This is a genomic window from Gilvimarinus chinensis DSM 19667, from assembly GCF_000377745.1.
GTDB lineage: Bacteria > Pseudomonadota > Gammaproteobacteria > Pseudomonadales > Cellvibrionaceae > Gilvimarinus > Gilvimarinus chinensis.
Map to the genome: position 1 here is coordinate 23,414 of NZ_KB898709.1, position 25,680 is coordinate 49,093.

Here is a 25,680-nt window from a genome sequence, read left to right on the forward strand (position 1 = left end):
AAACGAACCGATAAAAGCGGCCTTCATCACTGCCGCGTGACACGCTGTCCAGCAACAAGTGGCATACTATGGCATTCATTTCACCTTCTGCAATTTCGCCCCATCCGATAACACTAAGGCAGGACCAATTGTGACAAAACCACCCATTAGCTCTCGTATCTATCTATTACTCGCGTTACTCGCCTTCCTGGGGGGCTGTCAAACCAGCGTTAAGACAGAGTCCCGCGTTTATCACGTCTCGCCTGATGGTGAGATCGATGCCAGCGGTGCTGTTGACGACCCTCTCCTTTCTATTAATGCTGCCGCGCAAAAAGCGCAGCCAGGCGATACCGTCATAGTTCACACAGGAATCTATCGCGAATGGGTTAACCCGCCACGCGGCGGCAACGCCGAGCAAGGCCCGATTCATTTTAAAGCGGCCGATAATGCGCAAGTTCGCATCCTCGGGTCCGAGCGCGTAACTGGCTGGCAGAAACAGGCAAACGGGTTTTACCGAGTTTCTCTCAGCCCCGAATTTTTCGGTGAGTTCAATCCCTTCGATCAATTAACGCGTCACCCTGAATACGTCAGCGCTGATGAAGAAGGTGACGGCTGGGGCTGGCTAAAGTACGGCCGCTGGACTCACCTTGGTGACATTATCGCAGACGGCCAAGGACTGACCGAGCGCAAGACACTGGGAGAGCTAACTGACCACCCCATGAGCTGGTACGTGAGTGAAGACCACGGCAACACCATTTTATGGGCCAACTTTGGTGACTTGGACCCGAAGCAGGTGTCGATAGAAGTTACCAGTCGCCCTTTCGGTTTTTTCCCGAGTAAGCCGGGCCTAAGTCATATTACCGTTGAGGGGTTTTCCGTTGAAAATATCGCCACTCATTGGGCACCGCCTACGGTTTTCCAGCCCGGGGCCATCGGCCCTAATGGCGGCAACCACTGGGTGATCAAAAATAATACTGTGCTTTACAGCAAAGGGGTGTGCATATCTATTGGCAACCCTAACGGCGCTGCAGACAAAGATGGCAGCGGTTATCATCAAGTCATTGATAATGTATTACTTCGGTGTGGCCAGGGCGGCATTGCCGGTGAAGCCTGGAATAAACATTCGCTGATAGCGGGTAATCATATCGAAGACATAAACTACCGCGAAGAGTTCGGGGGCTGGGAGACCGCCGGAATAAAACATCACAACACATCGAATCTGGTGATCAAAAACAACCTGATCCGCAATGTACATACATTGGACCCAGAACGCGGAGCAGCTCACGGCATCTGGAACGACTTTAAAAACAAAGACTGGCGTATCGAAAGTAACGTAATTATCGGTGCAGAGGCCTCATCGATTCTGTTTGAAGCCAACTGGGACGGATATCCTAACGTTTTCGCTAACAACGTCATCGTCGGGGGACAGGTTTCGGCCTATTCTTCACGCGGTGACGTCATGCTTCACAATCTATTTTTGGATGTGAAACACACGTGGGGCAATCAAGACTGGCAGGGGCGCCCCACACTAGCCGACAGCTACTGGCTGAACAACCTGTTTATTGGCAATGGATTGGATCCGGAAATTGAAGCCACCAATTTTCATTACTCTAACAACGCCTACTTGAGTGGCGCTGATGCGTTACCACAAGAAAAACACGCGATGACGTTACCCGGTAAGGCTGAGTGGTCAGTTCAGGAAAATGCGACAGACCTGAGCCTACAACTCACGCTGCCGCCGGGCACAGAGACTCTCACGGCAACACCAATCAACACGCAAATGATTGATCTGGCGTTGACCATCGACCCTACCGTATCCGCAGGGTTCTCAGGAGACAGCCGCCAAACTAAGCAGCTTAAGCCTGGCCCTTTTGTTGATTTGACAGCAGGAACCCATCTTTACCCGCTATTGCCGCTCAGCGACCGATATTTACGAGCGAAAGCATTTATAGGGGACTAAGCTTGGCCCACGTCTAAATCCATAGGGCTCACAACAGTGAGCCCTGATTGTCTTCGATAAATCGATGTTTATAGGGCGCGTTTAGTCAATTTGATCAAGGATGTCGACACAGGCAAAAACACTCGATCGTATATATCCTCAAGATCCAGAGGATAAAATACGCGGTTCACTTGATAGCGTTGATAACCTGTAAGATAAAATAGATGTACCATCTTAAAGTCGACCACATCAGCTATCGTGCTCACCGTCGTAGGGCAATCAAGAACACCTGCCTCGGACTTGCGCTCATCCAACACTTGGCTCACATTAGGATCATGATTGCGCAGGTCATTGAGTATTTGCAACATGAGAAGATCGTAGAGATCGCCGCTGCCTAGACTCCAGTCGGTTACCGGAGGTTCATGACTGTGCAAGGTTGCAAGCGAGAAGGCTTCGCGCGGGTCCAACCCCAGCCCCTCTAACAAAGCATCTAAACTAAACGCACTGGCGCCCAAGTTATTAGCGAAAGTGGTGGCCCCCCTTTTCTCTGCTGGAGAGAGGTATGCATTACCTTTTTTCAAATAGTACGCCAGTATCAGCCCGTATTTCGCTACTTCATATTTAGGGTGACGCTGCAACCGAGTAAATGCCCCTCGGGCCGTCGCACTGCCCATCGCAATATTGGAAAGCAGAAGCTCTGGGCCAAAATCGTGATGCGCAATCTTCCGCTTTCCTCCGCGTTTTAAAACCTCATCGCGCCAGACCAGAAAAGTGAATCGGTCAGAAGCCCCCTTGCCCGCCATAACGGCATTCATAACCCGCGCGTGACGATCATCAAGTGCCTCACCCTGCTGGCCCTCGGCAATATTGTCTCCAAAAACACCCGGCCAATCTAAATTAGTACCCCACACCGGCCTGGCATTTTTATGCCCATGGCACTCTTGGCAGCTTTTGGGGTTTCGGGTCAGAACCGGCTCGTCTGGGGTAAAATCCAGCACTGAAAATTCCCAGTCGCCCGTTGTCGTATGCAACTGAGCCATGTCCAGTTTATGGTAGGTGGGATCATCCGGCTTGGTACCTATATTCATCATTAACAACCCATCAGAGCCGAAAAGAATAATTCTGGGGTGATTTAAGTTTGATTGGCCCGTCGCGCGAGTATGCTCGACTAAGGAAAAATTGGTTTGGTAGTGCACCGGAAGCCTGGGCAACAATTCATCAATCGATTGAATATCGTGTTCATTAATGTAGCGCTCAATACCGGATATCGTCATATCAGTAACAGCTCCATTATCCGGCGTTTGAGTTAAAGGCACTATGGTATCAAACGCACTTTTTGGACAGAGCCTAAAATGACCGGTTACGCCTCCAGAATGAAAGAACCTCTGATAAGCATCCTCTTGTGTAATCGCACTGGCAGGCTGATGGAACACACAAAAATAAAAAACCGTAAAAAACAAAAAACCATTATCTTTTAATTTATTTTGCAACCTGACTGCCCTCCTCGGCTGCAACACTTTCTGCCAAATGACCAACCAGATTCACCGGAAGAAACAGGTATTCTCCCGTCACTTCATCGACCGAGCAAATATAGTAAAAGACCTTAGTCTGGCTGCCATGAACATCGATCAGCGCGACATTAGTTTGGCCATCGACATAGTATCCAGCAGCCGAGCACCCTTGAAAAGATTCTAACAACTGCCATTTATTGGGATAGTAGATGGGTCCGTCTGCAATAATTCTCTGCCATTGGGACTTCTCTTGTAGATAGACCTCTGAGCGAAAGTTTCCGTACTGATCCTGCCAAATTTTTTTACGTTTACTCTCCACAAACTCCTCTGCAGATATTGAAGACGAAATACTCTCTGGCTTTTCTTCTCTTTCACCGGGCGCCGAATTTTTTTGAACGTTATCAGCCGAGCTGACACTTAGCCCTGCCAGTTCAGTTAGCGAGTTTGAAATTGAGGATTCAAAGGATTTAGACGGACCTTTCGACTTAGGTAGCTCTATCTGCATCAAAGTATTAAGCACTGGCCACGACAGCCCTAACACTATTATCATGGCAACTACAGCCATATAACTTTTAAGTTCCATGGTCTACAACCCCGACATCTGCGACAAGGTACTCCTTGCCGCAGAAACTTCACTTTTAAAGGGAACAACCTGCTGACGCCGCTTGAGAAGCATCAACGAAACACTGTGAACAGCTTTGAGACCACAGGGGGTGTGAAGCCGGACAGTTAGGATTCGACAAAGCACTGGATACACTCGAGCTACTGTCAGAGCTTACACTTGAATTACTTGTGCTGGAAACCGAGCTTGAGCTGGCAGATGACACACTACTAGCGCTTGAACTATTCGGATTATTACCATTACAGCCACCGCGATATTCACAGGCCTGTGCATTCACACCCGGCTGCCAACTGCGGGTGAATTCAAGCATAGCGGCCTTAACCGAATCATCTAAATCGCCGGCGTATTTATCGATGGCTCCATCACCAACATAGAGTCCTACGTAAGCCATGATGTCATCGGTAGACAACCCACACCCAAAGCCGGTATTCAGTAATTGTCGCGGATCAGAGCCTTTTGCTTGGCTGGCTTCGTTGCGGGTGACAATATCATCCCCATTGGTATTGAGCAGACTCACCAGCTCTTTACCTTTTTGCTCGCCAATCAAAGCGCTAAAGTAAATTTCAGCATCCGCCACGGTCATGCTGGGGTTAATAGACGGTGGGGCCCCCTGATATCCAGACATTGCTTGAAACTGGTCATCAACTTCAATGCCTAAGTTATACTCAATATCAAGAATCGCTTCGCGCGCATTCGCCGGGTCACTACAAATACTGGCATTGCTGACAAAAATCCCCTCGGCATTCAGACAACCCGTGCCATTACCCACGTAAGTAACGCAAACGGTATCACACCACGGCTGGGTAAATTGTTGGCGTCGACCAGATACTACATGAGATGGGTTTTCATCGCTGGCACAAGTAAGCTCGTTACTGTTATCTGTAGTATTGGTATTGCTAGTTGAATTGCTCGATGACTGTTCACTGTCACTTGAATTTGAGGCAGATGCCTCGCTACAACCACCTGCCTGTGCTTGTGCGGCATCCACAAAACAGGCCCCGCCGCACTGAAACGGATGGCTTGCAGGGCAAGACTGAGCAAACACCATATGACTTAGTAGCAGTAAAACTGCACCAGCCATAGGGGCAACAAGTAATCGATTAACGTATTGCATTCTTCTCTCCTTGATAGAGATAGACCGTGCTAACCACTGCGGAATAGGCACGTATTGGACTTTGGATAGAATTAGCAGCGTGGTTATTATTAATATTTCCCACCTACTGACTTTGCCCTATGGACCTAAAACAATTCCGTAGGGCTTAATTCAGGCTTGGATATCCCAGCCTGATATTTCTAATCAACGAAACTCTTAATTAGATAAGCGAGACTAATCATTCCATCTGGCGACTTAAAGTGGAGTAGTCGAAACCCAACAAAAGTAGAACTCGAATGGTTGTTATATGGAAAAAACGAACTGAGAAATGCGCGTTCACTTCAGTAAAAACGAACACCAGCACAAGCTTTTCAATGGATGATAAACGGAACATTCAGAAGCGAGTTAAGCTCGTCGCCTGATAGACTCACTTTCTTGCTGTAAAATTCTTGCTGTTTGTCGGCATCAAGTCCACAAACACCTTCCTACGTCAAACGAGTTCTTTAACGGCTACCGGTGTATTTTTTAGTATTCATTATTAATCCCTATAGAAACACCAAAACGGCCTGCGCCCCTCCCTAGGCCTGAAAGACCAGATAAGGACACAGAACCGGTTTATTCATGCAACAACGGCTATAAGTAGCCCTTGCAACATTTAATAATTGATCGATTAAAGCGTTTTCACAAATTCCTGAATCGCCGTTTTCTCAGAATCGCTGAGGGCATTGTAGGCATCGGTAACCGACTGAGCATCACCTCCGTGACGTCTGATAGCGTCGGCAACACTGTCTGAGGCACCATCGTGCATATACAGCATCTCGTGCCCGTTGCGCTCTAACAAGTGAATATTCTGACCAATGCCCCACAGCGGCGCTGTACGGAAATCGCCCTCGCCCAAATCCCACGTTTTCATGTCGGTATAAGGGCGAATAGTCAGGTTGCGTAAATGCGTAGGTGCATCGGAGCGGGTTTTTTGCACCGGAGTATGGCAGCTGGCACAACCAATTTCTGTGAACGCCACTTCGCCTTGACTCACCGCTGGGTCACTGTAAGTGCCAGGGTCACGCGCAGGCACAGTTAACACCTCAACATAGGTGGTTAACAGTTCCAGTAAGCGGGGTGGCATTTCAACCGGGTCTACACCATGGTCGACAACCAGCGCCGATTTAACCTGATCGGCCACGGTAGGCTCTGCCCCCTCCCAGTTAAAACCGGCTTCACGACCTTCAATCGCTTCCAGCAGCTTCACCCCGTACACCGGTGGCGGCAAGCGCATGCCCTTACCCGGTACGTTAACAGGCTCTGTACCACGACCATCACGGAAGTGACAATTACCACAGGTATCCTGACCAATTTGTACATCCGGATCGTTAAACTCACTGGAGCCTAGCTTGTTAGGATCTACACCGTGGAACAAGTGGTGCCCCAGAATAAAATCATCCACCATGTCTTCTTTGTGCAAGGTAACCATAGGCTGGGTGAAAATCGCGTTGTGCTCTAAATCGATGTAAGCACCCGAGTCAGAGAACACTTGACTGGTACCCGCTTTACCGGCTGGGTTTAAGCGCGGATCACCGTACTTACCACACCAACCACAACCCACTACATAGTGGGAGAAGTCGTTGTAGGTTTGTGCACCTGTGTTACCGGCAATAGCGGTTACCTCAAAACTGATCACCTGACCGTAGCTGTAAGCCGAGTCAAAACCGGGGTTTTGAGTCAGGGCAAAAAACTGCTGGCCGTTTGGCCCACCGGCGGTGTTGCGCATAGATTCATTACGCAAGATGCTGCCGTTGATACCAAAACCTAAGTGCACATCACCGGGGCTGTCTTCGGCCCAGATGGTGTACCGGTCAAGGTTACGCAGACGATCATTGTTGTGGTGCGCATCCAGTACGGCTGCGGTGGTACCGTCTTGGGTGATCGGGTGACGGAAACGCATCCAGTTGGAGGAGCCATCCACAAACGGCTCGTAGTTATGGGGGTTAACCCGCGCACCTTCGGTGGTAAACAAACCTGTCCAAATCCACTGCGTAGCCGGGTTATTGTTTAGTGCGTTCGGGTGCAAGTAGCGGAAAAAGTAATTGTAATCACCACTACAGGGGATAGTCGCTGTACCACCGCTTACCGCTACTTTCTTAAAGGTTAAGTCGCCATCGTCCGAGCAGTGCATCTCAAGCCCAGAATCACCGGCGCCCTTCACAATATAAGGCCCCCAGCGCCATGTTAGCTGGTTACCGTCCACGTCAAAGGCAAAACCGTGGCTGGTAGGTGCATGCCCATTTTCAGGTGTGGCCAGCGCATACACAGGATTTGCCCGCGGTGGAGGTCCCACTTCACCGTCGGTGAGTGAATTGCTCGTCCAGTCGAGGTGGGCAAAGGGTGAGTCTGGATCGATATTATCACCCGGATCACCGTTGCCGCCGTCGTTACCGCCATCATTGCCGCCGTCGGCGCCATTGGTAGTGTAGTCATAACGAGGGAATTGATCAGCGCCCATGCCAGGCACCTTTAACTGTGCGGTAAAGCTACCGCCAGGCAAATTTGCGAAGGTGTGCTCGTAACGATCGCCGTTTTGGCTCGCGGTGTAACAGTCGGCTTCCAGATCACGACACAAATAGTAAGTGCCGGAGTCGGGCCAACCTGACTGCGTGGCAAACCACAGGGTGCTGCCGCTAACGCCAAACGGCTCATTGCCGTTGCCGCCGTCATCTCCGGGATTGCCATCATCAGCGGCCGCCACTTGTACACTCACCTCATCGCGCACGCCGGTCAGGGTGTGATCGGCTTCGGCCAGTTCAACCGCGAGGGTATGGGTGCCCACAGCCAAGCCATCGATAACTACGTCGGCGCTGCTGTATAGCGGCCCCTGATCTTCACCATTAACAAAGTAATGAACATGGCCGTCGTTTTGCGCCAGCGGCCAGTTGTTTACCGCAAAGCCCAGCGTAACGCTCTCACCCTCGGTAAAGCTCGCACCATTGGCGGGTGAGCTGATACCCACCGTGCCTTGCGGGGCTGGTTGATCGCTCACCTGAACTTGCACGGTATCAGACGCCACAGCGCCGTCGTTATCCGTGGCTTCGACACGAAATTGCCAAGTACCCACTTGATCGGCGGTAATGCTAAAACCGTAGGGTGCACTGTTTTTTGTGCTCACCAAGGTCTCAGACATACCCGGGGCGGTCGCGTATAAGGCAACGCTGACAACACTGCCGTCGCTGTCTGAAGCATTTGCCGTAAGGTTAATTGTGTCTCCTAGGGTCGCAGCGGCCGGTTGGCTTAAGGTTACCGAGGGTGCCTGATTCTCGACAGGGTCTGTACTGCCACCTTGAAGAGTAAAGTCCAGTAAATCAACATTCATAGCCGCGTCGCCATTTTGATAGCGCACCTCGACACTGGCACCTTGAGGCACCTGAACGTCTACATCAACGGTGTTGTAGCTACCGACCCAAGAGCCGGTGCTAGCAAAGGGCACAGCCGTATCGCTGCCGTTTACTCGCAACGTGATACGCCCTGATACTTCGGAGGCGTATGTGATACTGACAGTATCGGCCTGCGGAGCGCTATCAATGCGAAAGCCTGCGCCATTGCTGCTGATGTAAGCCACACCCTCGCCACCGCTGGCCGCTGTATCCGGGTAAAGCTGCGCGCCGCCAAACACGGTGGCGGTTTCGGCCTCCAGTGTCAGGCTGGTGGGGTCGCCACTGCTGCTGTTATCTTGCACCACGGTTTTACTGGTAGTGGTCTCTGCTGTAGCGCCTTGATCGTCCACGGCCACGGCCCGGAACTGATAGTTGCCTGCCGTATTAACAGCAACGTCGAAGGTGTGAATATTGCCAGAAACCTGATCTACCCATGTTTCGCTACCGCCGGGGGCAGTCATGAACAAGGTTACAGATTCTACGCTGCCATCACTGTCGTTAGCGTTCACTGCCACTGAAATCACACCACCCTCGGTAACAACTCCTGAATTTGTGCTGGCCGAAACCGTTGGTGCAAAATTGGGCTCATCTACTGGGGCACTGCTATCTTTAGTAAAAGTCGCCTGATCCTGCACGGTATACTGACCGCTTTCGTTATCCTGAACTTTAAATTCAATGGTATAGCTTTGACCCAAGGAGCCATTAAAGTTACGGGTAAACAAGCCGTCGGTACGGGTCGCAGACAAACAGTAAGCGTCTAAACACAGATAAGCGAAATTGCCTTCCCAGTCCGGATTGTCCTGATGAAATACTTGCAAGGTGGAGTCGTCGATATAGCGAATTCCAAACTCGGCATTCGGTGCTGGATCGGGATCCCCACCGCCGTCAGCCACGACATTTTTATAGATTATTGTTTCGTCAGTGCGGCCATCGTTATCGGTGGCCACTGCGCGCAAAACGTAACTACCTGACACTGACGTATTGACGGTGAAGGTATCCGCGTCACCTTGCGAGGTTCCGACCAGCACTTCGCTGCTGTTGGGCGCGGTAACATACAAACTGATGCTGGTTACCGAACCATCGGCGTCGCTGGCACTGACGTCAACCGTAAAACTCTCACCGACCAGTACTTCTGAATTTTGAGCCAGTAAGTTGACGCTAGGGCTTTGCGGATTAACGGAGCCCTGATCACCAAAATTAAGTTCACTGAACAGGTTAGCCCCAGCGCGAATAAAATCGGTGCCACCAGTAGCGTTTTGCCAACGGTTTAAAATAGTGCTGTTGGCCTGAACCCGGCTATCGCCCCAGTAACCTTCAGGCCCGTAAATACCATCATTAGGATTCCAGCGCGGCTGCGCATCCCAGTTAGCATTGATATAGGTAATCGCACGCAGAACATCTTTACTGCCGCTTGAGTACTCCGCAATAAAATCAAAGTACGGCTGATACCACTCATTCCACACTTGATCGGCGGTTTTGTTGACCGGATTACTGCCAAAAGCCGCGTCGGTTGAATAGGTTAACGCGCCGGTTTTATAACGCTGCGGAGTGGATTCATTAATAAACAGTGGCTTATTGTGAGCAACGGCAAAGTCTGCCACTTTGCGCACTTCAGCCCAGTTACAATCCTGTGGCGCAAAATACGAGATACCCACCCAGTCGACTACATCATCGCCGGGGTACCACTCATCGGGGTTAATAGGCACTGGACAGTAGGTGGCGGTTTGCCAAACCAAGGCGATACGGTCGTCATAGCCTAACTGCTCAATACGATTATGCACATAAGCAAAAGTAGACTTTACCGCAGAGGGACTGTGGTTATTCCAAGGCCCATCAACTTCATAAGCCCACCGCAAGTACACGGGGCGGTTGTAGCCACCCAAAGTATTTAACAGCGTATCGATATTCGCGTTGTAATTACCGGCTGCAACCTGATCAATCACGCCGTTCATAGAGACGCCCACCACCAGCGCCCGATCGGGATAAGTGGCGGCCAGTTCGGCCACATTGTTACGTCCTGCACCGGCATCAGCGTTATTAGTCAAACCGTCCAGGTTTGCAATCCCCACATAATTAGTGACACCTGCGGGCTGCGTGCTTACCGATGAAACATACTCACCAATGCTTTCGATATCCTGCCCTACTGATAGCATGACCCCATCATCTGGAACCAAGGTACCACTGACCGCGTATGCCTGTGAGGCTGCAAGTGTTGCAACCCCCAGTGTAAGGCTATGGCGGCGAAACTCTTTCCAATAGCTACTCATGGCTTACCCTACCTTATTGTCTATTGTCGTTAATGAATGTCCGGTCGGCAAAAAACCAGATTCAAGGCATAAAAACGCAAACCAAAAGCAGGAGCAAGTTCTAGCTTAGGCAATAGTGGCGTGGAAAACGTACTGCAGAAAAAACAAAAATTTTTTACCAGTTTTTAGTGATTATAATTTAGTTCGCCCCACACAGAGGTAACATAATTTCTTTTGTATCCTCGGGGTTTGGCAGCCGACTGTTACCTTAAAAGCGAACGGTAACAGTTACACATTTAAGCAATGTGCTTCACTTTTTTATTAATCTAAATAATCGTACGAATTTACAAGCAAAAGAATTAACCCCGCAGTAAAGATAATTAGGCGCCATTTTCCGTGCTGGACTGAAGTGAAGAGTTCGCGTCTCGATATTGACTGGGTGTCATACCCACATGTTTACGAAACAACGTAAAAAACGATGAGCGTGAACGAAAACCGACAGATTCGTAAATTTCTTGCACCGACGCTTGGGACCACTCATCACTGGTCAAACGCTGCTTCACCTCTTCCAGTCGATACCCATTGATAAACTCAAAAAAATTTTTCCCAAACTCGCGGTTAATAACTTGAGAAAGCTGACGCGGAGACAGAGACAACTCTTCCGCCAAGCGCTCGATGTTTAAGCGGGGGCGGCAATACAGCTTATCTTCTTCCATACGCATGGTTATATAGCCCTGCACAGTTTGATCCTCCGCCGAAGAAGGCTCATCACTAGCGGTCATTTCCTTCTCGGGCGGCGCGGGAATCTGACGGGTGGCAGGCGCGTAAAAGAGCCCCGCAAAAACAATAAAATAGATTAATCCCAATTCCAGCACGCCGGGTAAATGAACCACTGTTTCCATCAACGGCCAGGGAGCCCAAGGGTAGAAAAACGGCGGCAGAATTTCTAACGCCCAGACCAACAGAAACCCCCACACCATAAGCTTGAGCCACCCGTATTCCATCAGCTCGACCGTGCAGAAACGATCTTTTAAACGCTCAGAGTACCGTTTGATATGAATAAGCGCAGCGACGGCAAAACCAACAGAAACAGCAAACCCCAGCACACACACCAGAACAAGTTCTCGCCAAAACATTACCTCAAGCATCGAATGCCAACCCAAAGGCTCAGAAACTACAACGACCAGCCCCGGTGCAAAAGGCCACAAACACGACCAACGCCACGGGTAAGACTCTGAGGTTAGCGCGCGCGTATAGTGGAACAACAACGGCCCATGCACACTGTAAATCAACGCCCAAAGCGCAAAGCCACTATCGCCCCAGATAGGATGCAGGACTCTAAACAGTGCGGGGTTATAAGTTAAAAGAAAAACCAGCTGCCCTACCGCGAGCGAGATCAGAAAGGCGGACAATAATCGCTGACTGAGCGGCCGCGGAGGCCGAAGCAGCATCAATAGCCCAAACATCAGACACTGAAACATCAACATGATTAAGATCAGATCATAGGCATTGAACTGAGATTGGTTGAGCCATTCGTAAAATTGGTGCATTACGGTACCTTGAAGTCGTTTATTGCCCCGTATGTTTATCGTTATTGTTGAATTGCGTGCTCTGCCCAAGCTTCAACTTGCTCATCAATATGATATACGTTACAGTTAACGTTAACAACTGATCGCTGTACAAGGTTAAAAACTCGGTCGGAGAGACCCCAACATCCCACGGTCCCTCTGAAACCAAAGCATTTCTTTTACCGCTTAACCCAGGCAGTTGTAGCAAAGAGGGTTCCGTCGAATAGACCATTAGCCTGGATCAGGCAGGATGAAGGGTTTGAGGCTGTTTCCACAAGACCTCCATCGAATTACGACGCATCTGGAATCGTCACATATTGTTTTACAGCGTTACGTATCGCCCGATTGTCTGCGGCTCCATCGCCGCCCCGACCAATACTGGCCCCTAATAACAAACGAATACAACGAGACGCACTATGTACTTTCTTGGTTTAGATATCGGCAGCTCCTCGGTTAAATTGTCCGTCATTGATGGCGACAGCGGCGAGCGGGTGGCCAACGCTACCTACCCTCCGCAAGAAATGACCATCAATGCCCCTCAATCCGGCTGGGCCGAGCAAGCACCGGAAAACTGGTGGAGCGCCGTTAAAAAAGGTTGCGAGCAGCTTTGGCAAATAAAGCCGGAAGCCAGAGATAACATCGGCGCCATCGGGATTTCCTACCAAATGCACGGCTTGGTTGCCGTGGACAAAGACGGCAAAGTGCTGCGTCCGTCCATCATCTGGTGCGACAGCCGCGCGGTGGCCACCGGCGAACAGGCCTTTTCCGAACTGGGCAAGGACTGGTGCATGGCGCACTTGCTGAACGCCCCCGGCAACTTCACCGCGGCCAAGCTGCGCTGGGTCCAGGAGAACGAGCCCGAGCTCTACAGCCGTATCGACAAGATTCTGCTTCCCGGTGATTATATTGCCTATAAGCTGACTGGCGAATGCACCACCACCGCCTCCGGTTTATCCGAAGGGGTGTTTTGGGATTTTTCGGAAAATCAGGTAGCGGATTCATTACTAGAACATTGGCACATTGACCCCGCTTTACTGGCCAGACAAGTCCCTAACCTAGGCATACAGGGTGAGGTGAATGAAATCGCCGCCCGCGAGCTCGGCATCAATGCCGGTGCCAAGCTGGCCTTCCGCGCAGGCGATCAAGTTGCCAACGCAATAAGTCTTAATGTACTGGAGCCCGGTGACGTCGCCACTACCGCTGGCACCTCTGGGGTCGTTTACGCCGTGACCGACAAAAACATCGCCGACCCAGATCAGCGCATCAATACTTTTTTACACGTGAACAAAGGCAATGCCGAGGCACACCGTGGCCTACTCGCGTGTATTAACGGTGCAGGGCGAATGAACAGCTGGCTGCGCGGTGTGTTGAGCACAGGTGGCGATATTTCTTACCCCGCATTAAATGAACTGAGTGAGTCCGTAGCGCCGGGCAGTGATGGATTAAACGTATACCCGTTTGGTAACGGCGCCGAGCGCATCATGCGTAACAAATTATTGTCTGCACAATTGGACGGTCTGGACTTGAACCGCCACGGGGTTAACCATATTGCCCGCGCCACGCAAGAAGGTGTGGCCTATGCAATGAATCTGGGCTTTGACTTAATCAAAGGTTTGGGCGCCGAAACCCGGATCGTTCGCGCCGGCCACAGCAATATGTTTTTGAGCCCGATTTTCACTAGCGCGTTCGTCAACCTGATCGGCGCACCACTGGAGTTGTACCAGACCGACAGCGCCGACGGCGTCGCCCGCGCCGCAGCCTGGGGCTGCGATTTCTACACCAGCCGTGACGACGTGTTCCGCACCCTAAGGTGCAAAGCCATACTCGAGCCGCAAACCCAACTACAAAACCAATATCAAGATCTGTACGCGCAATGGCGCACGGCGGTCGAGCAGCGTTTAACACAAAACCACTAACCCACTAAAACACGGGCCGCCCTAGGGCAAGGTCCAATCTATTAACCACAGAGCCAAAAGGTTTTTTATGAGCATTACATTAGGTGATAAAGAGTATTTCCCCGGAGTCGAAAAAATCGAGTACGAAGGTGCCGAGTCCGATAATCCACTCGCCTTTAAATGGTACGACGAAAACAAAGTCGTCGCCGGAAAAACCATGAAGGAACACTTCAAGTTTGCAGTCTCCTACTGGCACACCTTCTGCGGCGCCGGTCACGATCCTTTCGGCCCTGGGCCCTTCATCTTCCCATGGAACGAAGGCAAAGATGCCGACACCCGCGCACGCATGAAGCTGGACGCAGCTTTTGAATTTTTCACAAAATTAGGCACTCCCTACTACTGCTTCCACGATGTAGATGTGATTGAGGAAGGCAACTCCCGCAGCGAGACCAGCGCACGTTTAGCCAAATGGGTAGGCTGGGCCAAAGAGAAACAAAAAGAGTCTGGCGTTAGATTGTTGTGGGGTACCTCGAACCTGTTCAGCAACCCACGCTTTATGAACGGTGCCTCCACCAACCCAGACTTTAACGTGGTGGCCTACGCTGGAGCACAACTTAAAGACGCTATGGATGCCACCATCGAACTCGGCGGTGAAAACTACGTATTCTGGGGCGGCAGAGAAGGTTACATGAGCCTTCTGAATACCGATGTAAAGCGCGAACAGGAGCACCTAGCTCGTTTTCTGACGATCGCCCGTGATTACGGACGCGCCAATGGTTTTACAGGTAACTTTCTGATTGAGCCCAAACCAATGGAGCCTACCAAACACCAGTACGATTTCGACAGCGAAACCGTTATAGGCTTCTTACGTCATCACGGCCTCGATAAAGACTTCAAGCTGAACATTGAAACCAACCACGCCACGCTGGCGCAACACACCATGGACCACGAAATGCAAGTCGCCGCCAACGCCGGCATGCTGGGCTCCATCGATGCAAACCGCGGAGATTATCAAAACTCGTGGGACACAGATCAGTTCCCCTACAACATTAACGAAACCGTTGAGATGATGCTGGTGCTGCTGCGCCACGGCGGCTTCCAGGGCGGCGGTGTAAACTTCGATGCGAAACGTCGTCGCAACTCCACCGACATGAACGACACCTTCCACGGACACATCGGCGGCATGGACGTGTTCGCCCGCTCACTGCTGATTGCAGATGATCTGATCCAAAAGTCTCCGCTGGAAAAAATGCGGGCCGAGCGTTACGCCTCGTTCGATAAAGGTAAAGGCGCCGATTTTGAAAAGGGCAAACTAACATTAGAGCAACTGGCGGACATCGGTAACAGTATGGGAGAGCCTAATCAGACCAGTGGCCAACAGGAGCTGTACGAAAACATGATTAATCGTTATGTTCGCTGAGCGACTCACGCGATAAGGTAACGACGACCAAAGCGGTCTTTGCCGTGCAAAGACCGCTTTCAACGCTTAGCAAACCAATCCACCACCACATTATTACTAAGCGACTCTACGAGCGAAAGCTTAAACGACCAAATCACTTCTGCACTAACGAGAAAAAGAAGCAATCCTCGTTAAGCCCTAACCCAGTAAACACTACACATAACAAGTGACACTTGCTCTCATGTTAGTGTTCGGCCACCCTAACCACGGCCTTTTTCTTGTCGTGTTCATTGGAGGCCAGAGCATTGGGCAGTTCGTTAAAAGAGAAAGTGTTAGCAGGCTCGAGTATAAGACTGCCGTTGACGATATCTTGCATTAACGTTTCCCCGGCGCGCATCAACTTTTGCCACTGCCGCGAGTTGCCATAGTCGTGTAAAGCGCCAAGCGCTATCTCATGGTAGGAAATGGTGCGCGTGAACGCTGGATCCACTGGCGTAGCAATGCGCCCCAGTATACTGACCACATGACCATTAGCTTGCAGCAATGGCACAAGGCTGGCGGCATGCTCGGACCCTGAGGCATCGAAAAGAGCATAGTAATCACCATCTTCCGGAGCATGCCTATGGAGGGTATGAATACCTAAATGACGCGCATCGTCTTCCGATAAGCTGCCAGATAGCGCATGAACTTCAAACCCGGACTGAACCAAGAGCTGCACGAGTATTTTATTAACCGCCCCCATGCCGGTAACCAGCACTTTTTCGCCAGCTGCCGCCGGTACCTTAGTGTAGGTTTGCCAAGCCGTGAGCATAGGGCAAGGTAAAGCGGCAGCGCTCTCATCTGGTAAGCCATCGGGAATCACCATAAACCGTTCGGCGTTTAATAAGATCGTTTGTGCAAAGCTTCCCTGCTCGCCAAGACTTTGGTGATAGGCCACACGCCTGCCAATTAAAGAGGCGCTAACCCCTTCCCCGACTGCGATAATCTCACCCGCCCCATCCACGCCGGGAACATGTCCGACGGGCCAGGAGCGCGGATCGTTCTGAATAAATTTCCAATCCACCGGGTTAATACCTATCGCCGTATTTTTTACGAGAACCTGTCCCGCCAGTGGCTGAGGAACGGCTTTTTGCTGCAACAATAACGGCACCCCTTTCCCTTGAAAGGTCCAGGCAGAAGTCAAAGCTTCAGTCATGACTTATTGATTCCATTCAGGTGAGAAATCTGGATTTGCCTGGCGATCGCCGCAGTTTAGTGCACTGATGGCGGCGACATCGTCAGTCTCCAACTGAATCTCCTGCGCGCTAAAGTTGGCCTCCAAATTACCGCGCTTGGTGGAGGAGGGAATGGTGACCATGTCTTGGGACAACGACCAAGCCAATACAATTTGCGCCGGTGTCGCGCGATATTTTTCGGCAATGCTGATAATGGTTTTGTCCTGCAAAACTTTACCCACTGCAAATGGCATATAACCTGTTACTTGAACCTGGTTAATATGGCAATAATCTCGCAGCGCATCATTGGTCAGATAGGGATGCACCTCAATTTGATTGGTTGCGAGCGCGCCGGCAGGTAAGATATCCAGCGCTTGCTGTGTTTGCGCAATCGTAAAATTTGACACCCCAATTTGCTTAGCCAAGCCTTCTTGCTGCGCTTTCAGCAGCTCACCCAGATACTCTTGCATTGGCTCCCCACCTTGCGGTGACGGCCAGTGAATCAGTACTAAATCCACATAATCGGTTTTCAGCTTTTCCAAGCTCTGCTTAACACTGGGTAAAAACTCCTTTTGGCTTAGTTTGTCATTCCAAACTTTGGTGGTTATGAATACGTCATTGCGGGCCACCGAACTTTCAGCGATAGCTCTGCCCACATCCTCTTCATTGCCATAAATTTGCGCCGTATCGATGTGACGAAAACCGACATCCAGCGCCATCTGTACACTTTTATAGGCCACCTCACCTTGCAGGCGATAAGTACCCATACCCAACTGCGGAATACTGCGATTGATCATAGTCATGCTCTCTTTAAAAATTAGGTATTTAAAAGCTGAGGACGAAAAAACAATCTTCAAGCGGACTTTTACAAAAGTTAATAACTACGCGCACAAGTTGAACCACGCAGTTCATCGAACTCAGCCCGTCGATCCAAACGGCCTGACACACGGGTGAGTGCCAGTGCACCTAAGGTAATAATCGCGCCGATCCAGGCAGTGTCGCGCAAACTCATGGACTCAACGATCACGCCTCCCAGTATGGCCCCCAATGCAATGCCTATGTTAAACGCGGCAATATTCAATCCTGACGCCACATCAACGGCGTTGGGCGTGTACTTTTCGGCGAGCTTTACTACGTATACCTGCAACCCGGGCACGTTACCAAACGCAAACGCGCCCCACACCAGCACGGTACCAATCGCAAGCCAGGTATTACTCATGGTGAAAGTAAACGCGAATAAAATAGCCGCAAGCCCCACAAACACAACCGTTAAAGCGCCCACAGGACCCAACTGATCAGCCAGCTTGCCACCGTAGATATTGCCCACCGCCACAGAGATTCCATAAACCAGCATCACAACAGCAATTGCCTCAGGTGCCACGCCTGTCACCTGCTCAAGCATAGGTGCCAAAAAGGTGAACGCGGTAAAAGTGCCGCCGTAACCCAAAACAGTCATCGCATAGACTAATAACAGTCTTGGGTGCATCAGCACGCTGATTTGCTCACGCACTTTTGCTGGGGCGGATTGCTTTAAATTTGCGGGCACCAGCCAGGCACTGCCAATTAACGCCACCAGGCCAAGGGCTGAAACCACCAAAAATGTGGTGCGCCAACCAAAGTTTTGGCCAATCCAGGTACCCAAAGGCACGCCTGTTACCAGCGCCACCGTTAAGCCGGTAAACATAATTGCAATGGCGCTTGCTTCTTTGTCTTTGCGCACCAGACTGGTCGCAATGGTCGAGCCTATGGAAAAGAACACCCCGTGAGCCAGGCCGGTCAGAACCCGTGCAAGAATCAAACTGTCGTACCCCGGAGCCTGCCAGGCGAGCAGATTTCCAAGTACAAATAAAGCCATTAAGCTCAGCAAAAGTTTCTTGCGCGGCCAGCGCCCAGTAACCGCGGTAAGCACCGGAGCGCCAATAGCCACACCAAAGGCGTATAGGCTAACCAGCAAACCGGCGCTTGGCAGCGTAACGTTCAAATCTGCAGCAATGGTCGGCACCAGGCCGACAATCACAAATTCAGTGGTACCAATAGCAAAAGCACTTAAGGTAAGCGCCAGTAACGCAACAGGCATAAGGGTTTCCTTCAAATGGGTGGCAAATCGCCGTAAGCCGATATGAGGAACGCATTGTGCCTATTGCTAAATATGCGAAAAACAGTGTTAATAGCAAAAGACTTTTGTGACTATTGAGAATATTGCTTGTGACCGTGCACTCCAAAACCGAAGACCTGGAAGCTTTTATCGCCGTGATAGACAGCGGCAGCTTATCTGCCGCTGCGGATCTTTTAGACGTGCAGGTCGCGAAAATTTCCCGCGCAATACAGCGTTTAGAAATGCGTCTGGATGCCACCTTGTTAAACCGCACCACTCGCCGGTTGGAGCTTACCGAGGAAGGCGCCATTTTGCTTGATCATGCCCGTGAGGGGCTCAATACCCTGGAGAAGGGCGAAGAGGCCTTACGCCTGTTGCAGCGCGCGCCATCGGGGCGTTTGCGGGTAGACGCCGCAAGCCCGTTTGTCTTGCATCAATTGACACCGCTGATCGGCGAGTTTTGCTCGACCTACCCCAAAATTCATCTAGACATTACCTCTCATGACAATGTGATTGATCTGTTGGAGCGCAAAACTGATCTCGCCATTCGTATCGGTAAGCTCACGGATTCAAACCTTCATGCTCGGCTTCTCGGGCGCAGTAAGCTACATTTGGTCGCCAGCCCTGGCTACCTTGCCACGCACCCAGTTCGCGGGCCAATAAGCACGTTAGCGCAGCACCGCTTAATCGGCTTCAGTGATGCCTCGCACTTAAATCAGTGGCCTTTAACTCAAGCACAAGAGCTGTCCTTCGCCATATCTGCCAACAGTGGTGAAACTATCCGGCGCCTTTGCCTAGCAGACCAGGGCATCGCTTTACTGTCCAATTTTATGGTTGCCGCAGACATCGCATCGGGTGACTTGATCAAGGTGTACCCACGGGCAGTGCAAAGCCCCAACCCACGCGAACAAGTGAACGCTGTGTATTACCGCAACAGTGCGGTTTCATCCCGCATTCAATCATTTTTGGATTTTATCGCCCCAAGGCTCACGCTTTGACATCCGTGACCGCCACGGCTCAGCGAGTTGAAAGCGGGCTTAAAATCTTCGATTGACTTTATTCCCCAATACGCTAATTTATTCTTTCTGTATCTTGGATTTAGCCATGCTTATCAATCTGATTAACCGTTTTTTAATGTGGAGACTTGCTCCCATCTTCCCCGCCTGACCGGGCCGCCGTCGGGCGTCCCGTAGTTCTATTACTTTTCATTTTGTGATTTTCGTTGCTACCCCGGCAAATATCTTGGCTGGGATTTTTTTATTGGAGTACGTATGGCCGTTAAAAAACCAAAAATCGTGGTGTCTCAAGATGTGTACGATACCTTGTGCCGCATGATTGATGCGCGCGACGGTGATCCTGTCGCAGAGTTACTGCTAGATGAGCTCGAACGAGCCAAGCGAGTAAAAGCGGGCAAACTGCCCAGCGATGTTGTCACGGTCAATTCAGTCGTGACATTTATAGTGCAAAAAACATCGAAGCACTACACCTACCAGTTGGTGTATCCACAACACGCTGGGGGTAACTCTCAGGCTTTATCGGTGTTCAGTCCGGCAGGCAGTGCGCTTTTGGGCCTAAGCCCGGGGCAAAGTATCGACTGGCCGGTAAAGCCAGGCCAGTCGAGCGTGATAGAGGTGACGGCGGTTAAACCACCCGAGGAGCGGTAATTATTCGACAGTTACCGTGCCTTTCATCAACGCATAGTGACCGGCGAAAGAACAAAAAAAGCTGTAATCACCGCCCACCTCAAGCACTGAAGGATCAAAAGTCACCGAAGTGCTTTCACCACCACCTATCACATCGGTATGAGCGATAACACGCTCATCACCGGGCTTGATGTAATTGTTGTCCAGGCCCGCGCTCATGCCGTCCATCGCAACGCCTTGTAAATCGGATGTTTTTGACAGCACCCAATTGTGGCCCATCACATTTTTTGCCATGTTACCGGAGTGCGTCAGGTTCACCGTAAATTCTTCGCAAGACGAGGGGATCGTCATAGCATCGGTATCAAAGCGCATCTGATCAGTGCTGTCGATGGTGACTGAACATTCCTCGGCTTGAGCGGTTGCCCCGAAAAACACAAAAACACCGGCGGCGACTAATTTGGTTACAGTTCTCATAGGTAACTCCTTCAAAGTGATCAAGCTATGAAAGTAAATGAACTTTTCTACTCTCGATTAAAAACCGCGAGCGGATGAGTGGTAGTGATTGCCAGCTGAACCCTGCTGCCAATATCCGCGCGCACTTCGTGACTGACCCGAACTTTGACCTCAGCACCGTTATCCAGGTCAATTGCGAAAAGTCTGGCACCACCTTCGTACCGTGCCCACCGAATCTGACCATTGCCACCAGAGGGTAAAGGAATTAAGTCGATATCATCTGGCCGCAGTAATAGATCCACCTCACCACTAGCCCCCTTCACCGGAGTTCCAGGTGCTTCACCGATGTCAGTAATCACGCGGTTTTGCTCTAACCGTCCCGGCACAAAACTCGCTTCACCCAAAAAACGCGCCACAAACCGACTGGCAGGCTCACAAAAACACGTTTCCGGGGTATCTAACTGCTCAAGCTTGCCACCGTTTAACACACCGACTCGATCACCCACCGACAGAGCCTCTTCCTGATCGTGTGTTACCCAAATGGCAGGAACGCCCGCTTCTTTTAACGCACTGCGAATTTCCCAACGCAAGCTGTCTTTCAATGCGGCATCCAAATTGGACAAAGGTTCATCCAATAAAATAAACACAGGTTCGTGAGCCAGAGTCCGCGCCAGGGCCACCCGCTGTTTTTGCCCACCGGACAATGTACTGGGTTTGGCATTGCGCAGTGCACCTAACCCTAACAAGTCAATCCAGTGATCCGCCAATGCGGTATCTTTTAATCGAAAGCACACATTTTGTTGCACACTTAAATGAGGAAACAGCGCAAAATCCTGAAACACCATGCCGACGTTTCGTTTTTCAGGCGGCACCGGATTTTTCGCCGTCGCGCTCCAGGCACCTAACGTAATTTCACCATCAGCTATGGGAATTAACCCAGCCAGAGCCTGTAAAATCGTGGTTTTACCACAGCCGGTAGGCCCCACCAACATCAGAATCTCATCGTCGGCCAAAGCCAGGTTTAATTGGTCCACTACACGAGTAGAGCCGTAATTAACGGTTAGGTTTTGCACGCTTAACATTAGCGTTTTGAATCCTCTGTCACATCAAAATCGCCCCGGCGCTCTCCCGTAAGCATCAGCGCCAAACCGAGTCCGGACATCAACACCAGCAGCAAACCGGGTACAGCAGCGCGACCAAAGTACCCAGCTTCGTACACCCGCCACAAATAAGTGGCCAAGGTTTCAAAGCCAGTCGGCCCCAACAGCAAGGTTGCGGGCAGTTCGCGCATGGCCTCCAAAAATACCAGCGCGGCACCGGCAATCATACCGCGCACCGTAAGTGGTAAAGTTATACGTGTAAATGCTTCTTTTGGACTAGCCCCTAGCAGTCTCGCCGCCTTAACCAAACTCGGATCAAGACTTTCTGCAGACGAGCGCACAGAGCCTACCGCCAGCGGCAGGAACCGCAGTACGTAAGCAAGCACCAACAAACCCAGGGTTTGATACAGAAAGGGCAGCTTAAGGCCAACATACACCAGCGCAGTCCCCATTACGATGCCAGGCACACCGAAACCGAAATAGGTCACTCGCTCCATCAAGCGCCCCGCCTTACCGCTAACGGCGGCATGAGCCACCGGCACAGCCAAAATCACCGCCACTACCGCCGCTAACAATGAGGCGTATGTAGAATTCCAGGCATAGCTAAATTCAAAGCCGCCGGTGCCTTCACGGACCAGCCACAGGGCAAATATACCAAGAGGTAGCACTATAGAGAGTAAAGGCACCGGCATCGCCACCGCCAGCAGAGTATTCACTTGCCAGCGAGAGGGCCAAAGCACCAAACGCCTGCCTGGGCGCTCGCGCGTGGCTTTAACGTGGGACTCTAAAAACAACACCAGCCCAACAATGGCGAGCAACTGTAATGACAGCATCGCTGCCTGGCTCAGGCCAAACGCGTTGTATTCAACGTAGATAACACGAGTGAATGTATCCAGCCGCATGATAGCCGGAGTGCCAAAATCCGACAGGGTATACAGCGCCGCTAATAAAGCACCTGCAGCAATGCCATTCACCACTCGGGGTAACACCACTCTCCACAAGCTCATGCCCAAAGACATACCTAGGGTGCGAGCCGCATTCACAAGACTGGCATCCAAGCTCAATAACGAGGCACGCGTGGTCAGAAGTACAAACGGGTAGGTATAGAGAGTCATCACCAATGCAGCGCCCGGCAAACCGTAAAAGGCGGGGGTTGGCAAGCCCGTCAGGTTATTGATTTCACCGCCCGGACCGAATGCCGCGTAGAGTGTAAACGCGCCAATGTAGCTGGGCATGGCCAGGGGTGCGGCAAACAAAATAAGCCAGAACTTACGCCAGGGCAGATGCACATATGCCGTCAACAACGCCAGAGGCACTCCAATTAACACCGAGCCCAATACGGTAAGCCCCATAAGCGCCAGAGTGTTAATCAACACCTTAAGGTTATGAGTATCAAACAGTTGCGCAGTGTCGCTGGCAAGAGATACAAGCACCCCCACTGGCACCAGCGCAAACAGCGCTATTAGCAGCGCCAAGGGGTAAGAGCCGGGCAATCGGGTCATAGCACTCCGACGCGGCGCATCAAGTCCAACGTTGGACGCAAATCGGCGAGACGGGTTAAATCCATTTGTGGCGGTGAAATCGTGTTAAGGGCCGGCAATCCCTCTGGCGTATCCACGCCACTTACAAGCGGAATCTCATAGGCTTCGCTGGCAAGGTAAGACTGCACCTCGCGCGTCAGTAAATAACGAATAAAGTTAATTGGCAGCTCGCCATCACTCAAGGTCAAAATGCCAGAGGCGTTCACCAGACAACCGGCATCGTTGTTGGTAAATGCCAGGCCAACTTTTGCATCAGGCTTGCCGGCTTTTAAGCGCAAGGTGTAGTAGTGGTTCGCAAACCCCACATCCACTTCACCGCGCTCAACGGCCATTACCACGCCCAATTCACCGGCGTAATTTTTACCGCGCTTGTTCATCGCTTTCAGCCATTCGCCGGTGGCTTTCTCGCCCTCCAGTAAACGCATAGCGGTGATAAACGATTGAAAAGACGCATAGGCCGGTGCCCAACCAATGGACAAACCGCTATCCGGCAATGCCGTCACGCTACTGGGGATTTTATCCGCCGTCAGCTTATCGGTATTAAAAGGCAATGTGCGAATACGGCCCGTCACAGGGGACCAGTTGTCGTAACGAAACCCTTCTTTTAACTGGCCTGTGAGATCCGCAGGCAAGGGCCGGGCAAGCCCTTCATCGTTGACCAGACCAATGGCTCCAGAATCGACGGCCCAGAAAACATCCGCTCGTCGAACACCTGCTTTGGCCTCAGCCACAATGGTGTTCGCCAAAGCCGCCGTGACGCCACGGCGGATATTCAGTGTAAAGTCAGGATTGCGTTTTTGAATCGCCTGTAACACGTTTTCATACAGGCCACCCTCGCCCCGCCCCAGATAAAGCGTTAGCTCGCCTTTTAACGGCGGCAAATCTTCAACCGATAAGGCACCGGCCGTTGCGGCCAGCGCTCGCGAGACCGACAACGGCAGGCTGCCGGCAATACCGACACCCGCCAGGGCCTGTAGAAAACTTCTGCGTTGCACTTAGAAAACGTCCTTACGTTCGGATTCGGCTTGTTCCAGCAAATCTTTGGCGTTATCGAGCTTGGTTTGCATATCAGTTACTACACCACGCACCTGATCTACACTACCACCAGCAGAAATTGCTTTAGGCAGAGTCACATTGAAGTCTTTTTCCAGACTTTCAACCAGCGCCGCGTCCTGTTCGATCAGCGCCCCTTCAACGCCCTCAAACAGGTTCAGATAGGTATCGTGAACAATGCTGGTGGCCTCTTCGGGAAGCTGTTCGGCATATTTGGCTACCACGCGATCCAGGCGATGCTTTACCTCTTCGAGGGTTGCGCTGGGCGTTGTCGGCGCAGACTCGGTGGTTTTTACCTTATCCAGCAAGCCACGCTGCTGATACAGGGCCGCCAGTTTAACCGCACCCAGCGCTTGCCACAATGATTGCTCAAGTTTAGCCTGCTCGGCACGCACTTCGGCCACAGGCTTTTCGGCATCGATTGCTTCTTTTACACCGTACAACCCCTGCCAAATGCTGGCGTAAATGGGCACGTAGTTCACCTCGATAGCGGAGTGAAACAACACAGCTTCCCAAATATCCACCACCTGATCAGATTCTGCGGCTTTAGCCCCCTTCGCTTCGTAAGTATCAACCATGTTATCGATACGGCCGTTAATCCAGTTGACCTCTTTCTCGTATTTACCCAAATTGTCCTGCAGGTGATTAACGTGCTCGCCAATGTCGCCGTTGGCGGAAATCTGCATCGCAGCCAAACATAAAGAAGCCGCAAGCAACGCTTTGTGACAGTTTCGCAATAAAACCTTCATAAATATTTCCATTCATAAGACTTGACCTGCTAAATGATACTTATTATCAGAAACAAGGTAAAGAAAGGCGGCCGTAAAGAAACGAAATACCAGTGCCCATGATGCACAAGAGCAACCAACGGCTTACTCAATCGCCAAGACAGGTTAGACTGACG

General features: G+C 51.1%; 18 protein-coding genes. 5 read left to right on the forward strand and 13 right to left on the reverse strand.

Annotation, left to right across the window (positions count from 1 at the left end; all coding sequences use genetic code 11):
* The first annotated feature begins 130 nt into the window (after positions 1–130).
* Positions 131–1,939, forward strand: a complete 1,809-nt coding sequence (locus D568_RS0111675; protein ID WP_020209784.1) for a right-handed parallel beta-helix repeat-containing protein — start codon at positions 131–133, stop codon at positions 1,937–1,939.
* 68 nt (positions 1,940–2,007) lie between these two features.
* Here D568_RS0111675 and D568_RS0111680 read toward each other — a convergent pair whose 3' ends face one another.
* The 5 genes from D568_RS0111680 to D568_RS0111700 form a co-directional block, all read right to left on the reverse strand.
* Positions 2,008–3,408, reverse strand: a complete 1,401-nt coding sequence (locus D568_RS0111680) for a hypothetical protein (RefSeq protein ID WP_020209785.1) — start codon at positions 3,406–3,408, stop codon at positions 2,008–2,010.
* Positions 3,398–4,012, reverse strand: coding sequence for a hypothetical protein (locus tag D568_RS0111685; RefSeq protein WP_020209786.1), 615 nt, complete (start codon positions 4,010–4,012; stop codon positions 3,398–3,400). The genes D568_RS0111680 and D568_RS0111685 overlap by 11 nt, the downstream gene beginning before the upstream one ends.
* A gap of 55 nt (positions 4,013–4,067) precedes the next feature.
* Positions 4,068–5,165 carry a hypothetical protein gene (locus tag D568_RS0111690; RefSeq protein ID WP_020209787.1) on the reverse strand — a complete coding sequence of 366 codons (1,098 nt, stop codon included), beginning with the start codon at positions 5,163–5,165 and terminating at the stop codon, positions 4,068–4,070.
* A gap of 649 nt (positions 5,166–5,814) precedes the next feature.
* Positions 5,815–10,836 (reverse strand): family 31 carbohydrate-binding protein, encoded by a 5,022-nt coding sequence (locus D568_RS0111695; protein WP_026287011.1) that lies wholly within the window; start codon positions 10,834–10,836, stop codon positions 5,815–5,817.
* Positions 10,837–11,195: 359 nt separating this feature from the next.
* The gene (locus D568_RS0111700; RefSeq protein WP_020209788.1) at positions 11,196–12,365 is read right to left on the reverse strand and encodes a helix-turn-helix domain-containing protein; all 1,170 of its coding nucleotides are present in this window, start codon (positions 12,363–12,365) and stop codon (positions 11,196–11,198) included.
* Between the two features lie 434 nt (positions 12,366–12,799).
* On the opposite strand from D568_RS0111700, the gene D568_RS0111705 reads away from it, so the two are divergent.
* Both D568_RS0111705 and xylA read left to right on the forward strand, forming a co-directional pair.
* The gene (locus D568_RS0111705) at positions 12,800–14,299 is read left to right on the forward strand and encodes a xylulokinase (RefSeq protein WP_020209789.1); all 1,500 of its coding nucleotides are present in this window, start codon (positions 12,800–12,802) and stop codon (positions 14,297–14,299) included.
* A gap of 67 nt (positions 14,300–14,366) precedes the next feature.
* The gene (gene xylA / locus D568_RS0111710; RefSeq protein WP_020209790.1) at positions 14,367–15,698 is read left to right on the forward strand and encodes a xylose isomerase; all 1,332 of its coding nucleotides are present in this window, start codon (positions 14,367–14,369) and stop codon (positions 15,696–15,698) included.
* A 223-nt stretch (positions 15,699–15,921) separates the two neighbouring features.
* Here the strand turns inward: xylA and D568_RS0111715 are convergent, their stop codons facing one another.
* The 3 genes from D568_RS0111715 to D568_RS0111725 all read right to left on the reverse strand — a co-directional run bounded on the left by D568_RS0111715 (position 15,922) and on the right by D568_RS0111725 (position 18,968).
* On the reverse strand, positions 15,922–16,872 hold the full coding sequence (locus D568_RS0111715; protein WP_020209791.1) for an alcohol dehydrogenase catalytic domain-containing protein: 951 nt from the start codon (positions 16,870–16,872) through the stop codon (positions 15,922–15,924).
* 3 nt (positions 16,873–16,875) lie between these two features.
* On the reverse strand, positions 16,876–17,688 hold the full coding sequence (dkgB, locus tag D568_RS0111720; protein WP_020209792.1) for a 2,5-didehydrogluconate reductase DkgB: 813 nt from the start codon (positions 17,686–17,688) through the stop codon (positions 16,876–16,878).
* A 77-nt stretch (positions 17,689–17,765) separates the two neighbouring features.
* Positions 17,766–18,968 (reverse strand): MFS transporter, encoded by a 1,203-nt coding sequence (locus D568_RS0111725; protein ID WP_020209793.1) that lies wholly within the window; start codon positions 18,966–18,968, stop codon positions 17,766–17,768.
* Positions 18,969–19,096: 128 nt separating this feature from the next.
* Between D568_RS0111725 and D568_RS0111730 the strand changes: the two genes are divergently transcribed.
* Together D568_RS0111730 and rnk are read left to right on the forward strand one after the other, a co-directional pair.
* A complete protein-coding gene (locus D568_RS0111730) occupies positions 19,097–19,984 on the forward strand; it encodes a LysR family transcriptional regulator (protein WP_020209794.1) in 888 nt (295 codons plus the stop codon).
* A 273-nt stretch (positions 19,985–20,257) separates the two neighbouring features.
* Positions 20,258–20,650: a nucleoside diphosphate kinase regulator gene (rnk, locus tag D568_RS0111735; protein ID WP_020209795.1), complete on the forward strand. Its 393-nt coding sequence runs from the start codon at positions 20,258–20,260 to the stop codon at positions 20,648–20,650.
* Here rnk and azu read toward each other — a convergent pair whose 3' ends face one another.
* The 5 genes from azu to D568_RS0111760 are packed head-to-tail and all read right to left on the reverse strand — an operon-like array spanning position 20,651 to position 25,525.
* Entirely contained in the window at positions 20,651–21,103 is a 453-nt protein-coding gene (gene azu, locus D568_RS0111740; protein WP_020209796.1) for an azurin, read from the reverse strand.
* A 47-nt stretch (positions 21,104–21,150) separates the two neighbouring features.
* The gene (locus tag D568_RS0111745; protein WP_020209797.1) at positions 21,151–22,164 is read right to left on the reverse strand and encodes an ABC transporter ATP-binding protein; all 1,014 of its coding nucleotides are present in this window, start codon (positions 22,162–22,164) and stop codon (positions 21,151–21,153) included.
* Positions 22,164–23,684, reverse strand: coding sequence for an ABC transporter permease (locus D568_RS0111750; protein WP_020209798.1), 1,521 nt, complete (start codon positions 23,682–23,684; stop codon positions 22,164–22,166). The genes D568_RS0111745 and D568_RS0111750 overlap by 1 nt, the downstream gene beginning before the upstream one ends.
* Positions 23,681–24,718, reverse strand: a complete 1,038-nt coding sequence (locus D568_RS0111755; RefSeq protein WP_020209799.1) for an extracellular solute-binding protein — start codon at positions 24,716–24,718, stop codon at positions 23,681–23,683. The genes D568_RS0111750 and D568_RS0111755 overlap by 4 nt, the downstream gene beginning before the upstream one ends.
* Entirely contained in the window at positions 24,719–25,525 is an 807-nt protein-coding gene (locus D568_RS0111760; RefSeq protein WP_020209800.1) for a hypothetical protein, read from the reverse strand.
* Between the last annotated feature and the right edge of the window lie 155 nt (positions 25,526–25,680).